Annotated in this window: 11 protein-coding genes and 1 CRISPR repeat array; of the genes, 7 read left to right on the plus strand and 4 right to left on the minus strand. The window is 69.8% G+C overall.

Features of this window, described 5'->3' with window-relative positions; translation table 11 throughout:
- Positions 1–375: 375 nt before the first annotated feature.
- The 3 genes from ACTMTJ_RS38160 to ACTMTJ_RS38170 form a co-directional block, all read right to left on the minus strand.
- Positions 376–840 (minus strand): hypothetical protein, encoded by a 465-nt coding sequence (locus ACTMTJ_RS38160; RefSeq protein WP_441223618.1) that lies wholly within the window; start codon positions 838–840, stop codon positions 376–378.
- Between the two features lie 954 nt (positions 841–1,794).
- A complete protein-coding gene (locus ACTMTJ_RS38165; RefSeq protein ID WP_441223619.1) occupies positions 1,795–2,088 on the minus strand; it encodes a hypothetical protein in 294 nt (97 codons plus the stop codon).
- Positions 2,089–2,204: 116 nt separating this feature from the next.
- Complete coding sequence (locus ACTMTJ_RS38170; protein WP_441223620.1) at positions 2,205–2,840, minus strand: hypothetical protein; 636 nt, start codon at positions 2,838–2,840, stop codon at positions 2,205–2,207.
- Positions 2,841–3,428: 588 nt separating this feature from the next.
- On the opposite strand from ACTMTJ_RS38170, the gene ACTMTJ_RS38175 reads away from it, so the two are divergent.
- The 6 genes from ACTMTJ_RS38175 to ACTMTJ_RS38200 all read left to right on the plus strand — a co-directional run bounded on the left by ACTMTJ_RS38175 (position 3,429) and on the right by ACTMTJ_RS38200 (position 12,084).
- Positions 3,429–4,415 carry a site-specific integrase gene (locus ACTMTJ_RS38175; RefSeq protein ID WP_441223621.1) on the plus strand — a complete coding sequence of 329 codons (987 nt, stop codon included), beginning with the start codon at positions 3,429–3,431 and terminating at the stop codon, positions 4,413–4,415.
- A 1,778-nt stretch (positions 4,416–6,193) separates the two neighbouring features.
- Positions 6,194–7,931: a CRISPR direct-repeat array (repeat unit 28 nt; unit sequence GGACCATCCCCGCGTGCGCGGGGAGCGC).
- Between the two features lie 2 nt (positions 7,932–7,933).
- Positions 7,934–9,025 carry a DUF2064 domain-containing protein gene (locus ACTMTJ_RS38180; RefSeq protein WP_441223622.1) on the plus strand — a complete coding sequence of 364 codons (1,092 nt, stop codon included), beginning with the start codon at positions 7,934–7,936 and terminating at the stop codon, positions 9,023–9,025.
- On the plus strand, positions 9,022–10,128 hold the full coding sequence (locus tag ACTMTJ_RS38185; protein WP_441223623.1) for a molybdopterin-dependent oxidoreductase: 1,107 nt from the start codon (positions 9,022–9,024) through the stop codon (positions 10,126–10,128). Before ACTMTJ_RS38180 ends, ACTMTJ_RS38185 begins: the two co-directional genes overlap by 4 nt.
- Positions 10,125–10,559: a hypothetical protein gene (locus ACTMTJ_RS38190; RefSeq protein ID WP_441223624.1), complete on the plus strand. Its 435-nt coding sequence runs from the start codon at positions 10,125–10,127 to the stop codon at positions 10,557–10,559. Before ACTMTJ_RS38185 ends, ACTMTJ_RS38190 begins: the two co-directional genes overlap by 4 nt.
- 98 nt (positions 10,560–10,657) lie before the next feature.
- Positions 10,658–11,218, plus strand: a complete 561-nt coding sequence (locus ACTMTJ_RS38195) for a TlpA family protein disulfide reductase (protein ID WP_441223625.1) — start codon at positions 10,658–10,660, stop codon at positions 11,216–11,218.
- Between the two features lie 11 nt (positions 11,219–11,229).
- A complete protein-coding gene (locus ACTMTJ_RS38200) occupies positions 11,230–12,084 on the plus strand; it encodes a cytochrome c biogenesis CcdA family protein (RefSeq protein ID WP_441223626.1) in 855 nt (284 codons plus the stop codon).
- A gap of 96 nt (positions 12,085–12,180) precedes the next feature.
- Here the strand turns inward: ACTMTJ_RS38200 and ACTMTJ_RS38205 are convergent, their stop codons facing one another.
- Entirely contained in the window at positions 12,181–13,650 is a 1,470-nt protein-coding gene (locus ACTMTJ_RS38205; RefSeq protein ID WP_441223627.1) for a vanadium-dependent haloperoxidase, read from the minus strand.
- Between the two features lie 275 nt (positions 13,651–13,925).
- Between ACTMTJ_RS38205 and ACTMTJ_RS38210 the strand changes: the two genes are divergently transcribed.
- The gene (locus tag ACTMTJ_RS38210; protein WP_441223628.1) at positions 13,926–14,387 is read left to right on the plus strand and encodes a hypothetical protein; all 462 of its coding nucleotides are present in this window, start codon (positions 13,926–13,928) and stop codon (positions 14,385–14,387) included.
- Positions 14,388–14,427 lie beyond the last annotated feature (40 nt).

Raw genomic sequence — 14,427 nt, forward strand, 5'->3', positions numbered from 1 at the left:
CGTCATCCTATGGGCCTGGCACCGGCACTCGGTCTACCGGGATCGATACCTAGCCATGGCCAACGACCCCCTCTGGCACCACCTGACGTTCGTACGAATCCAGTCCCGCAAAGACATCCGCCGCCTGCTGAACAGCATCAACTCTGTTCCATAGACTCGGGCCCGTCACCACGTGGATCGGCACCCGTAGGTGGTACGCGCTGGGCCACGAAGACCACCGGATTCTCTCCCCCGGCAAGCCCACGCCGAAGCAGAAGACCACGCTGCGGGCGGGCCAAAGATGCCCCGGCGCTGAGTCTTCGCCCGCTCGACAGTCGGCATGAGGCCGAATCCGTCTGCCGTCAACGCGCTACCCACCACCGCGGACTAGCCTCGTCAGCGACGGTCGTCGCGGATCTGGTAGACGCGCTCGCGGCTGATCCTCGCGGCCTTGGCGGTAGCGGTGGCGCCCAGGGCGGTCGGCGACTGCGCTTGCTTGACGACGAACCGCCATGCGGCCTCGGTCTTCTTGGCCTGCGCCTCAGCGGCCTCCCGAGCCGCAGTTGCATCCTCCACGATCAGCCGCCAGTCAACCGGCTCGACCTCTACGACGGGCGCGTCGAAACCACCGACGGCTCTCCATCCCGTGGAGGCGATTGACCAGCCATTGTTGGCGAGGGTGGTGATGGCGTCATCGTGGTTCGCCTGGTCTGCGCCGCCCGCGAGAGTTCGGACGGGGTATGCCACGACGGCTTGACCAGCCAGGTCGCCGTCCTCGTGGGCGTAGACCGTGACCTGCAACTGGTGGCCGCCGCGGACGGCGTTGGTGAGGCGCGCGGTGTATCGGATCTGGCCAGTCATGCGTAAAGCATGCTACACAAGTCGGCGCCTGTCAAGCGCGCTACACCATGTCCAGATTTGATCGTCATTCACCCACGACGCGGACGGCTACCGCCGGCGTGAGCTGGTGGAGGCGCGCCCGAGGGCGGCCCGGGCCTCAACGTCGACGAACCATGGGTGGCGGCCATGGCCAGCCATACCGCCGATTGGCGGATTTGCCCCCGTCGCCCCGACAGAGGAGCAGCGCATCATCCGAACTGCAGCAGCGCAGACCGCCCGGCGCGCACGGACCGCGGCATGACAGTGCGACTGTCGGGCGCTTTGTGATCGAGCCGGTCAACCCGGGGGGCAGCCGAAGCAAACAGGTGCACTGCGTCGCTCTTCACGCGCACCGATGTGCCCTTCACCATTTCGCACGATAGACATACTCTGGTCGTCGTGGCTACGAAACTGCTCCGAGTACCGGCATTGCGACGCTGCAAGGGTACCTCAGGAGTACACGCACTACAGGCTCGTGTTCGTTTGGACCGAGCATGGGCTCAACTTCGTGTCGACGTGGGCCAAGATCAACATACATCGGCGGTGGATGAATTCTGGGTCACCTGGATCGATGAGGTTGAAAGGCAGCTAGTCATCGGCCCGCATCCTTGGTTCGCGCGACTTCACGAATACTCGACATCCTGCGAAGAATATCTTCAGAAACTCCGGTCATGGATGCTCTACCGAGATCCGAGCGCCCCGCGACTCGCGATTGTGAGGCTGAGAGCGTGGGAGCTCACCGCACTGAGTTCGGTAGATGCCAGGACTGCCGCGTTTCGACTCTCCCTGCTATTCGAGGCCCGCGCTGCGCGAGCGCGCCACGCAGAGAGAGCACGGTTATACCGTGAGGCAGCAGATCTCTGCCAGCTCGAATCAGCGACACCCCAAGATCTTGCGAGGCGTCGATCGGTGCTCCTGTCGCGAGCAGAGGCTACATTAGGATTTGATGCCCGAGCGACGGACGGCGAATTGCGTGCTGCAGTCGAACACTTCAGGGAAGCATTGGCTTTCGCGCAACAGGCAGACGAGATTTACCACGTTGAGGACGATACCCACCTTCCATATTTGGAGTGGTGGTGACCGTCGTCGCGGCACCGCCGCCAGGTAGCGGGACGTCACCGAGAGGCTGTCTTCGCATCCCTGGCAGTCGGCGTGGGCCAGGAAGTCCTTCCTGACCCAGAGCAGAATCCAGTCAGAGAAGCACTCGAAGGCTGCAAGGAGCATGGTCATAAAGATGATGGTGGCGGTGCCAGCGCCAATTGCATCGCGGCCGGTAGTCGACCACGGCATAGGGCCGCGCGCCCACTTCGGCCAACCTTCTGTGGTACATCCAGTCCTTACCGCCACTAGTGTAACGCTTCGCGCATCGGTCTCACCCATCTCCAGTAATGACTGGCGAGCAGGCCGAACACTAAAGCGGCCGATAGCCATGAAAGCACTGCCGACGATGGTTGCGGCAACGACGAAAGTGCATAGATAAGGAGCGTCGCACTCAGCACTAGCCCAATGGAATCCAGCCAGACCAGAAGCCGGGGGTGAACCGCGATTACGAGCTGCGCGTCCCGGGTGGATTCCAACTCGCCGGCGGTGGCGTTCCGCGCGTAGTTGATCGCTGCCACCACCCCTATGCCAATCGTGCAGGTGTAGAAGAATAGGAACTCCGTGATCGTGCCGTCCAATGCGGCGATCATCAGGCCCTGTCCGGCGCCCAGCAGGAAAGGAACCAAAGCGTCGATCGTGCGAGGTATCCATGCATACATGGTCGACCCGATGACGTACTCCTGCCAGATGATAACGATCAGTATAAAGATAGCGGCAGTGCGGCCAGCGCGATCAGCACCTATGTGACGGTAGTCTGTGCCGACCGCCTGAACCAGAAAACCGAGCGCCACGCCCTGAATGATGCTGATCAAGGTTAGGTAGATATCGCGAAAAGAATTCTCAACCCGCTTAACAGCCTTGGCCCGAGCATCTTCGGTCACAAACACCATGGTGCCTCACCAAAGCAAGGAGGCCAAGAGCCGCACCAGTGGCTCCAGCCTTGAGGATGCGGATCAATCGCGTCCCGCAGATTCGTTCGTCTAGGTGTGAGGTGCGAGTGGCTGAGCAAGCACCCTCTCATCGACACGATCGGGTGCACTGTTCTCGGCAGAAGAGTGAGCCGATCAAAGGCTCACACGTGCCGAGCCGTAACACGTCGTAGTCGGCCCATCCCTGCAGATAGCACACCCGCCAGACTGGAGCTTGTTGGGCGCGGTGCCCTCGTCACGCTCCCCATCTACCGATCGATAGGTGGGGACGCCTCCAGCTCACCGCCCCTTGACGAAGCCTCACCTGCCCCACCGCTGACCAGCGGCAACGCGGCCGGTGGTCGCAACGTGGTCGCACCCGAACACAATCATGATGACCTCCAGGAGCACTCGATGCCAGGAGGTCGTCATGAGACCGAATCCGAACCGCGGCCGGGTGTACCGCCGCTGCGGTTGCCGCGACGAGCACGGCCGGCAACTGGGCGCCCGTTGCCCGCAACTGGCCAACCCGCGACACGCAGCTGGGCGTTCGCCGTGGACATGCCCTCACCCGACCGCAAGCGCAAGACCATGCGCCGCAGCGGCTACGACACCCGCGCCGACGCCCGCACGGCCCTGGCCAGGGTGCTGGAATGCGAACACGCCGGCGTCTACCTCGACGACGCGCAGACCTTCGCCGACTACCTGATCGGCTGGCTGGACGCCAAGGCACGTCAGCTCAAGCCGACCACGGTAGCCCGCTACCGCGACTACCTGCGCAACGATCTCCTGCCCGCCTTCGGCGCCATTCGCCTCGAACGCCTGACGCACCAACACGTCGACCAGTTCGTGCGGACCCAGCTTGCCGCAGGCCGCGGCCCGGTCACCCTACGCCGTTGCATCGCCACGCTATCCAGCGCGCTCAACGCCATCCGCCAACGCAGCCTCACCCACAACGCCGCTCGCTACACCGCTATCCCACTCCCCCACCGCGTCGAACGTCCATGTTGGACCACCGAGGAGGCGGCCACATTCCTGGGCTACTGCCACCTGGTCGACGACCCGCTCACCAAGCTCTTCGAGGTGCTGATCTGTACCGGCATGCGCAAAGGCGAAGCACTCGGCCTGCAATGGGCCGACGTCGACCTCGAAGCCCGGCTGCTGTTCGTCCGGCACACCCTCGTCGCCGTCGACAACAGCCGCCTGGTCCTCAGTACGCCGAAGACGCCAGGCAGCCGTGACTGGATCGCGCTGTCCACCCGAGCTGTCCAGGCGCTACGGCGCCGCGGCAGGCGCCATCGCGCCGAAGCCCTCACCGGCACGGCGTCCAACGAACGGGGACTCGTCTTCTGCCGGCCAGAAGGACAGCCGATCCGCCCCGAGCACGTGCTGCGCCACTTCTACGAACTGGCTGAAGCGGCCGGTGTGCCGCTCATCCGGGTCCACGACCTACGTCACCTGGCCGCCACCATCATGAATCGCGTCCGGAGTTCCGCTGGCCATGGTGTCCAAGACCCTGCGGCACTCCACTTTGTCGACCACCGTTGACATCTACGGCCACCTGACCCGCCAAGACGCCGTCGACGCCACCGCAACCGCCCTCGACAACGCCGAGCGCCGGGCCAAAAGTCAACCGTCAACAGGAAGGTGCGCGCATGCGACCACATTGCGACCACAACAGGCCTAAATAAACAGCTGCTGATATGCCACAACCGGCATATCAGCAGCTCAGACTATGTCGGGACGGCGGGATTCGAACCCACGACCCCTTGACCCCAGCGTTGGAACGGCTCCACTATGGAGTATTGCCTCGTGTCGGCCTATATCCTCAAATACAAAGGGACCTGCGAATACTAACACGTCTGTGTACTGGGTGGTGTTGGCCCGTGCTACCACATCGGATGTAATTGATCTCCGCTGTGAGCGCGTTCGTTAGCGGCTCCAGTCAAGTGCAGCCCCTGATGCCCCCGTCCACACTGGACCTGCCTGCGCTAACAAGACGCCGCGCCGGCAACGAGACGCCCACGCGTCGAATCGCGCCTTTCGCTGGATCGCGCAACGGGGCGGACCGAGGCAGACCTGCCGCACTCCGGATCCATCCCGCATCGCGTCGGATGGCGCTCCCCTACACTCGACGGAACACGGGACACATACCCTGCCAACCCGGGACACGTCCCGATCTGCGACACCAGTGGTCGGCACTCGTCCCCGGTCATTTCCCGGTCCCCAGGCCTGCGCAGGATGACGTGGCGGGCCGGCACGATCGGGACGTCATCGACGAACGAGACGCCATGCAGCCGAGATGCAGTCTGACCGGCAAAATCGACCGAGCGCGGTCCCATGACGCTCCGTGCGCACCTTGACTTCGACGGTGTCGTCGGCGGACCATCCCCGCGTGCGCGGGGCCAGCGACGTGCCACTGCTGCTGTGCGGGGACCATCCCCGCGTGCGCGGGGAGCGCCAGCCCATCGCGCTCGACTACCCGGAGATCTCCAGATCATCCCCGCGTGCGCAGGGAGCGCGGTATGCCGGTCTGGCTGTTCCTCCTGGATGAGGGACCATCCCCGCGTGCGCGGGGAGCGCGAGTAGCCCTCACCCTCGGCCTCCACGCGGGCAGGACCATCCCCGCGTGCGCGGGGAGCGCGCCCAGGCCGCAAGGTAATCGCCCTTTGGCATGGGACCATCCCCCCGTGCGCGGGGAGCGCGATCTGGTCGACCACGCCCGACTTGTAGGCTACGGACCATCCGCGTGCGCGGGGAGCGCGCACCCGTCGCGATCACAACGGACGCTAGGGACGGACCATCCCCGCGTGCGCGGGGAGCGCGCGTTCATCGACGGCCTGGAGCAGATCGCCGCGGGACCATCCCCGCGTGCGCGGGGAGCGCTCAGCGCTGACCAGGGGTGCGCGTGTCAACGGCGGCATACCGAACCACCCCGCGTGCGCGGGGAGCGCGACATTCTCGTCAATAACGCCGGCCGTACCCGAGGACCATCCCCGCGTGTATGGGGAGCGCATCCAGGTCGCGTCGTCGACCAAGGGCTTGTGGGACCATCCCCGCGTGCGCGGGAGCGCTGGCGTCCAGGGTGACCGTGACGTCCGGCGTGGGACCATCCCCACGTGCGCGGGGAGCGACATAGGCTGTGGCTGCGGTCGATCAAGCAAGGAACCACCATCCCCGCGTGCGCGCCCACTCCGTACTCAGGACCATCCCCGCGTGCGCGGGGAACGCGGCACCCAGAGGTTGACCTCGCACTCGTGAAAGGGACCATCCCCGGCGTGCGCGGGGAGCGTACCGCCGAACTACACGAAGATCACGCCCGGTCCGGACCATCCCCGCGTGCGCGGGGAGCGCGTAGTTTGCTCGGGCCAGACAACCCGCTCGGCGGGACCATCCCCGCGTGCGCGGGGAGCGCGGTGCACAGCCAGTCCTTCCCGCCGTGGTCGTGGGACCATCCCCGCGTGCGCGGGGAGCGCGCTCCCGTAGCCGGAACCGTTGGCAGGCTTGGGGGACCATCCCCGCGTGCGCGGGGAGCGCGTGCAGTGTTCGGTCGTGGCGGCCTATTGCGCGGGACCATCCCCGCGTGCGCGGGGAGCGCTCACCGCATACTGCTGCCACGGACCTGGGGATGGGACCATCCCCGCGTGCGCGGGGAGCGCCATCGGTCGGACGCGCGGTTCCGGTCGTGCAACGGACCATCCCCGCGTGCGCGGGGGGCGCGACGACTGCGTGGCCGTCTGGTCGCGGGTCGCGGGACCATCCCCGCGTGCGCGGGGAGCGCGACGACTGCGTGGCCGTCTGGTCGCGGGTCGCGGGACCATCCCCGCGTGCGCGGGGAGCGCTGCCGGGTGACCCGGCGGGCCTTCCGGTTCGGGGGACCATCCCCGCGTGCGCGGGGAGCGCATCTGGCCGGCCACACCGACCAGGGCGCGCAGGGGACCATCCCCGCGTGCGCGGGGAGCGCCATCCTGCCCGGCCAGGTATATGACGTCGTAGGGGACCATCCCCGCGTGCGCGGGGAGCGCGATCTGGCCCATCACATGCAGCCGCCGAAACTGGGACCATCCCCGCGCACGCGGGGAGCGCATCCACTTCTGCTGCGGGATGACCGCGTACCACGGACCATCCCCGCGTGCGCGGGGAGCGCGCCTGTACCGCCTGCTCGACGGTCGTGTCCTCGGGACCATCCCCGCGTGCGCGGGGAGCGCGTACGACCACGGGCGGAAGGTCATCGGGTCACGGGACCATCCCCGCGTGCGCGGGGAGCGCGGGTCGTGCCGGTGGCCTGCCCTCTGGCACCCGGCACCATCCCCGCGTGCGCGGGGAGCGCGTCAGGCCGGCGCAAAGCTTCATCTTCGCCGCGGGACCATCCCCGCGTGTGCGGGGAGCGCGTACTCCTTGACCGCGTCGCCTACCGGCGACAGGGACCATCCCGCGTGCGCGGGGAGCGCCGGCCGCCCCCCAAAGGGAGCGGCCGCTGTTCGGGACTATCCCCGCGTGCGCGGGGAGCGCTCGATCGCCGCACCGAACGGGTCCTTGCCCCACGGACCATCCCCGCGTGCGCGGGGAGCGCTCGGCGAGGTCCGCGGCCGGGGTAACGGGCGCGGGACCATCCCCGCGTGCGCGGGGAGCGCCATAAAGAAGTCGACCGCGCCGTGGTAGGCGCCGGACCATCCCCGCGTGCGCGGGGAGCGCGCGGCCGGCAACCGGCAGACCGGGGACGCGGACGGACCATCCCCGCGTGCGCGGGGAGCGCAGCCACGGTGCCCCCTTCCTGGTGGACGGGGGGGGGGACCATCCCCGCGTGCGCGGGGAGCGCGGGCATGATCCCTCCTCGGGATCTCGGGGGTGGGGACCATCCCCGCGTGCGCGGGGAGCGCCGGGCCGCTCAACGGTCGCCCGGGCCCGGACCGGGACCATCCCCGCGTGCGCGGGGAGCGCGACCCGTACTTGACGACCGCGAGCAGATCCCCGGGACCATCCCCGCGTGCGCGGGGAGCGCGCGCAGCTTGAGCTTGATCACCACGCAGCCCGGGGGACCATCCCCGCGTGCGCGGGGAGCGCGGGTGGAGGAGATCTACGCCGCGCTGGCCGGCTGGGCCCTGCTGCGGCAGCGCGGCGACGGGTTCGGTGCGCGCCTGGCCCACGCTCACCTCGACGCGACCGCGTTGCAGCCCGGCCACCCGGTGTTGCAGATCGGCATGGACACACCGCAGGTGACGGCCGACCTGCTCGCCGACGCGGCGCAACGGCTGGCGGACGCCGACGCGGTGCTCGGCCCGGCGCGAGACGGCGGCTGGTGGGCGCTCGGGCTGCGCGACGCCCGCCATGCCCAAGCGCTGCGCGATGTACCGATGTCCACACCGGACACCGGCCGCCTCACCCGGCTGGCGCTGACCGGAAGGGGACTGCGGGTGGCTGACCTGCCGGTGCTATCCGACGTAGACACGTGGTCGGACGCGCTCGCGGTGGCGACGGCGGTGCCTGGGTCGCGCTTCGCCGGCGCCGTCGCCGAGACCGGCGGTGGCGGCACGCCGACCGCGTGGGAGGGCGCGCACGCAGGGGCCGGGCCGGTGTGGTTGGTGGGAAACGACCAGTGGCGTACCCGCCTGCCCGTGTGGCGGTGGCGGGCCACACCGGAAGCCGCCGTCCGGGATCTGCTGGGCCGGTGCACCGGACCGACGCTGGACGTCGGGTGCGGGCCCGGGCGGCTGACCGCGGCGCTGGCCGCCCAGGGCGTCGCCGCTCTCGGCATCGACACCTCCGCCGGCGCCATCGCCCAGGCCCGCCGCCGCGGTGGCAGCACCCTGCGCCGCGACGTGTTCGCTCCGCTGCCCGCCGAAGGGCGGTGGGCGCACATCCTGCTCGTCGACGGCAACATCGGCATCGGCGGCGACCCGGTCACGCTCCTGCGCCGCTGTGCCGCCCTGCTGCGGCCCGGCGGCACCGTCCTCGCCGAGGTCGACCCGGCAAACACCGGCCTGTGGCGGGGGTACGCCCACCTGGCCTTCGGGCACTCCGCCGTCCGGACGCCCTCGTTTCGGTGGGCCCGCCTCGGCGTCGCGGCGATCCACCGGCTCGCCGCCACGGCCGGGCTCACCGTGCGCGCGGTGGTGCACCGGGACCGGCGCTGGTTCGCCGAGCTGGAACGGCCATGAGGGTACGCATCCCTCGCCCAGAGGACTTCCGGGCGCCGGCGCACACGCCCGCGGTCACCGCTCGGGTCGGGCTGTGGCTCGGCATCGCGTTCGGACTGTGCTTCCTGACCGGCCTGGCCAGCCACTATGCCCAGCATCCGCCGGGCTGGTTCACCTGGCCCACCCGACCGGTGAGCCTGTACCGGATCACCCAGGGCGTACACGTGCTCTCCGGCATCGCCGCGATCCCGCTGCTGCTGGCCAAGCTGTGGAGCGTTTACCCGCGCCTGTTCATCCGCCCGCCCCGACGCCCACCGTCCCTTGTGGTCACCCACGCGGCCGAGCGGCTTTCCATCCTCGTCCTACTGTGCGCCGCGTTCTTCGAGCTGTCGACCGGCCTGTTCAACGTCGCCCAGTCGTACCCGTGGTCGTTCTTCTTCATCGAGAGCCACTACGCGGTCGGCTGGATCGCGGTGGGCGCGCTGGCCGTACACATCGCGGTCAAGTTGCCGCGCGCCCGGACCGGCCTCGGTACGCGGCCGGACGGCGACCGGCGGGCGTTCCTGCGCACTGCGTGGGCGGCGTCCGCCGTGGCCGTGCTCGCCACCGCCGGCATCACCGTGCCGTGGCTGCGCCGTGTCTCCGCGCTCGCGTGGCGGTCGGACGGCGGCCCGCAGGGGCTGCCCGTCAACCGCACCGCGGCGGCGGCCGGCGTCGACGTGCCCGAGGGCTGGCGGCTGGAGATCGTCTGGCCGGGCGCCCGCCACGCGTTCACGCTCGCGGAGCTCGCCGCGCTGCCGCAGCACACGGCCACGCTCCCGATCGCCTGCGTCGAGGGCTGGAGCGCCACCGCGCGGTGGACCGGCGTGCCGGTGCGAGACCTCTTCGCCGCGGTTGGCGCCCCCACCGGCCGGGCGGTACGGGTCGCGTCGCTGGAGCGCGCCGGGCTGTACGCCACCAGCACCCTGCCCGCCCCGCACGCCGCCGACCCGCTGACCCTGCTCGCGCTCCGGGTCAACGGGCAGGTGCTGGACGCGGACCACGGCTACCCGTGCCGGATCATCGCCCCGAGCCGCCCGGGCGTGTTGCAGACCAAGTGGGTCACCCGACTGGAGATCCGGTGAAGGCCGTCCGTCTCCTGCTCGCCGCGGCCGGTATCGGGTTGGCCGCGTACGGCGGCTGGCTGCTCGTGCCGCAACTGCCGGCCGCCGCGACCTGGCTGATCGCCGGCCCGATCCTGCACGACGCGGTGGCCGCACCGCTGGTCGGCCTCACCGGCCTCGCCCTCGGCCGTGTCCTGCCCGGCCGGGCATGGCGGCGCTGGATCGCGGCCGGCCTGGCCGTCACCGCGACGCTGCTGCTCATCGCCATACCCCTGCTCTGGCGACCCCATCCCGCGCCGCCCAACCCCGGCCTCCAGGACCGCGACTACCCGGTGCAGCTGGCCATCTGGCTCGCCGTCCTCTGGACCGGTATCGCGCTCGGCGCCACGGCCAGCCACCTGCGTCGACGGCACCTCCCGCGCGGGACCGGCGAGCACCTGGAAGCGGGCTGACACTTGAGTGACGCTGTTGTAAGGGCTCGGTAAGGGTTGGTCGGTCGGTACCAGTGGTTGGATGATGCGGTCTCATCCATACACGCGCGGAGGTTGCGATGTCGCGGGTCGGGCACACCATTGCGGCTGCCACTGTCGCGTTCCTGCTCGCCGGTTGCGGCGGTGACGCCACACCGGGATCCGCCGGCGACCCGACCGTGACCACGGCGAGCACACTCCCGGCGTCGACGCCCACAGGCGGATCTGTCGCGGTGCCGCAGGCGCTGACCTTCACCACACAGACGGTGGACGGCAAGCCGTTCGACGCCGCCACTCTGGCCGGCAAGCCGGTCGTGTTGTGGTTCTGGGCAGCGTGGTGCCCGCGCTGCCGCGCGGCGGCCGACGACGTGGCCGGCGTCCAGCGGGACTTCGCCGATCGGGTCCATGTGGTAGGGGTGGCCGGGCTGAACAGCGGGGCGGAACCTATGCGCAGGTTCGTCGCCGATCAGGGCATCAGCGGTTTCGTCAACCTCGCCGACGACGAGGGCGAGATATGGCGGCGGTTCGGTGTCACCACGCAGGAGTACTACGTGCTCCTCGACACAGCCGGCACGGTGGTCCACAAGGGACCGTTGACACCGGACGCGCTCCGCGACCGGGTCACCGCACTGGCCGGCTGAGGACGAAGCTGGTGCCGGACGCCCCGTACGCCCTCGCGTTGGCCGCTGGGCTGCTGGCCGCGGTCAACCCGTGCGGGTTCGCGCTGTTGCCGGCGTACCTGTCGTTCCTGGTCCTGGACGACGGCGATACGGACGCCGGCGGCCGCGGCCGCGCGGTCGGCCGGGCGCTGCTGCTGACCGCGGCGATGACGGTCGGGTTCGTCGCGGTGTTCGGGGCGTTCGGGCTGCTGGCCGCACCGACCGCGGACGTGGTCGCCCGGCACCTGCCTTGGGTGAGCGTCGTCATCGGCGTGGTCCTCGCGGGCGCGGGCGGCTGGTTGCTGACCGGCCGGCAGCTACCCACATTCGGCCTCAAGATTGGCGCCGGGCCGCAGGTGAGGCGCCGGTTCGGCTCGATGGCGCTGTTCGGTGCCTCCTATGCGATCGCCTCGTTGGGCTGCACCATCGGCCCGTTCCTCGCGGTCGTGGTGGCCGGTTTCCGCACCGACTCGATCGCCGCCGGCGTCGGGCTGTTCCTCGCCTACGCCGCGGGGATGGCCCTGGTCGTCGGCGCGGTCGCTCTAGCCGTCGCCCTGGCCCGCACCTCACTGATACGCGGGCTACGCCGTGCCGCCCCGGTCATCAGCCGGGCCGCCGGGGCGTTGCTGCTGCTCGCCGGCGCCTACGTGGCCTGGTACGGGTGGTACGAGATCCGCATCTTCCGCGACGCGGACACCACCGACCCGATCATCGACAACGCCGCCCGAGTCCAGGCCACCGCGTCGGCCTGGCTCGACCGCGTTGGCCCGGCAACCGTCGCCGCCACCGTGGCGGTCCTACTCATCGCCACCGCGGTAATTCCACTGCTACGCCGGACCCGACGGTAGACCTCAGCGCAGGAGACTCTGACTCGCTACTGGGCGCCGGACGGCGAACGAGCCCGGTCGCCGCGGCGGCCGGGCCCTTCCCTCCGATCTGGATGGTCAGCGGACGTTGAGGAACCATTCGCCGATGTACCCGTCGCAGAAGTACTCGTAGTAGTCGGGCGTGGCGACCAGGCGGTCACCCTCAGCCTGGCATTCCTGCTCGGTCTGGAACGGGCCGAAGAAGTCCCACTCGGGTGCGGCCTTCAGGTAGTTGGCGGCGACGTGGTCCGCCACCCGGGTCCCCGTGGCCATGCCCTGGTCGGCGTCGAACTGGTAGTGCACCCCGAGGTAGATGCGGCTCCGCGCGTCCTCGGTCGCGGCCGCGCTGAAGGTGGTGAACGTGCGGGTCACGCCGATGGCGTGCGGGTCCTCAGTGGTCGCGGTGAACGTGATGTTGTCGGTGCCGAAGTAGTGCCGCATGGCACCCGCCCAGGCCGCGCCGAAGGTCGCATGGCCCGAGACGTACGCGGGGAACGGCGGTGAGAAGTTGACTCCGGCGGCCGTTGCGGACAGTGGCTCCCAGCCCGGCTCGGCCATAGTGGCTGAGTTGTTGTCGGTGTCGGCGAGGCGGATCGCGGTCTCCGGCCGCCACAGGTCAACGGCCGTCTGGTACTTGGCGTCCCACGAGGCGATGCCCGCGTCGGCCATGGAGAGCGCTACGAGGGCGAAAAGGCGCGCGTTCTGGAACTCGGTTAGCTGCCGCTGCTTGGCCACGATCTGGGTGTGCGCGTAGTGCTGGCCCGGCGGCTTGTACGTGCCATCCAGGTCGTTGGCCCAGAACCACGCGATCCGCGTCTGCTCGGCGGTCCGGGTCGAGCCGGTCTCCCGCCCGAGCTGCTTGACCTCGTTGACCTGCGCGGCGTAAAGCGGGCTGGCCAGCAGTTGGGCGGTGCTGGCGAAGCCGCCCGGCAGCGGCGGCCGTACCTGGGAGCCGGAGGTCAGCGCGAACGGTCGCACCAGGCCCCAGTTCGGCGAGGCCGCGTTGCCGGACCCGGTGGGTCGCCAGTCGCCCGGGTTGGTGCCCGGCGTGTAGGGGGTGTTGTTCGCCGAGCCGTCGTTGGCCCGCGCGTTGAGCATCGCCTGGGCGGCCGCGTTGCCGACCCGGATCGACTCGGTCTGCCCGGGCGACGGCGTCCGCCCCTCCTGCGCGGCGGTGAGGTCGGCGTCGAAGTTGAACTGGGGGAACACCGACCGGAGCACTGATACGGCGGCGTAGTCGATCATCGTGACGTGGAACAGGTTGACGCCGTTCGGGATGTCGACGCGCACCAGGTACGGCTCGGAGTCGCAGCCGAGACCCTGCCGCTCGTTCTCCTCGCAGGAGAACGACGTCACCGCGTCGTAGATCGCGCCGTGCATCATCGCGCCCGCCCGGGACAGCGTGGTGGGCGGCCCGCCGGCCTGGCGGTACGTGCGCAGCAGTACATCGTTCCAGAACAGCACATGGTCGGCGGGCGGTGCGGCGGCGGCCGGACCCGGCGTCGCCAGGAGCATGCCCGCCGCGGCGCAGACGGCCGCGAGCAGCACCGCACCGACTCTGCGTTTGATCGCTATGTGAGCCACTGGTTTCCCTCCCCGTTTCGTTCACGTGGTCGGTGCGGAGTCTTGGTGTAGGCACTACGGGTCCGCTACGTCCCGGCTACGGCGTCACTATCGGTTCGCTATCCACGCCGGCGGTTCGCTTTTCCACGCCGGGTCTTACCGGTTGCTTACGGAGATCCGTGGGCCCAGGCGGATCGGCGGCGGCCGTGCTGCACTGACTGAGACATTCACGGCCATCCACCTAGGGAAGGAGCCCAACGATGTCCGTAGCCACAACCCGGACCGCCGCCGGCAGTGCCGTCGTCGGCCTGGTGCTCGGTCTCGCGCTGGCGCCCGCCGCGCAGGCCGGCCCGCGCCCCGGCGTGCCGGCCACGCTGCGCCTGTCCTCCGGTCCGTACGCCGGCTTCGACCTCTGCGGTGGCGGCGCACCGACCGCCACGACCAGCGGTCCGGCGCTCGCCGCCACGCCGACCGCGCCTGGCGGCGGCTACTCGCCGCCCGGGACGCCGTACCCGACCGTGGGCGCCACCTTCGAGGTCGCCCGGCCCGGCACCGCGGCCTTCCTACGGCAGGACGTGCGGCCGTTCAACGGCTTCACCCTGCTGTACGAGGTGCCCGCCGGCACCCTGGCCGACGGCGACTACCGGTGGCGGCTGCGCGCCGTCGACCACGGCGTGGCGTCGGCGTGGTCCGCCTGGTGCGACTTCGAGGTTCGCACGTGATCGATTTTTCGTAGCGATGCCGTAACGGTCCGCGTCGGAC

The organism is Phytohabitans sp. LJ34 (assembly GCF_052068095.1).
Taxonomy (GTDB): Bacteria; Actinomycetota; Actinomycetes; order Mycobacteriales; family Micromonosporaceae; genus Phytohabitans.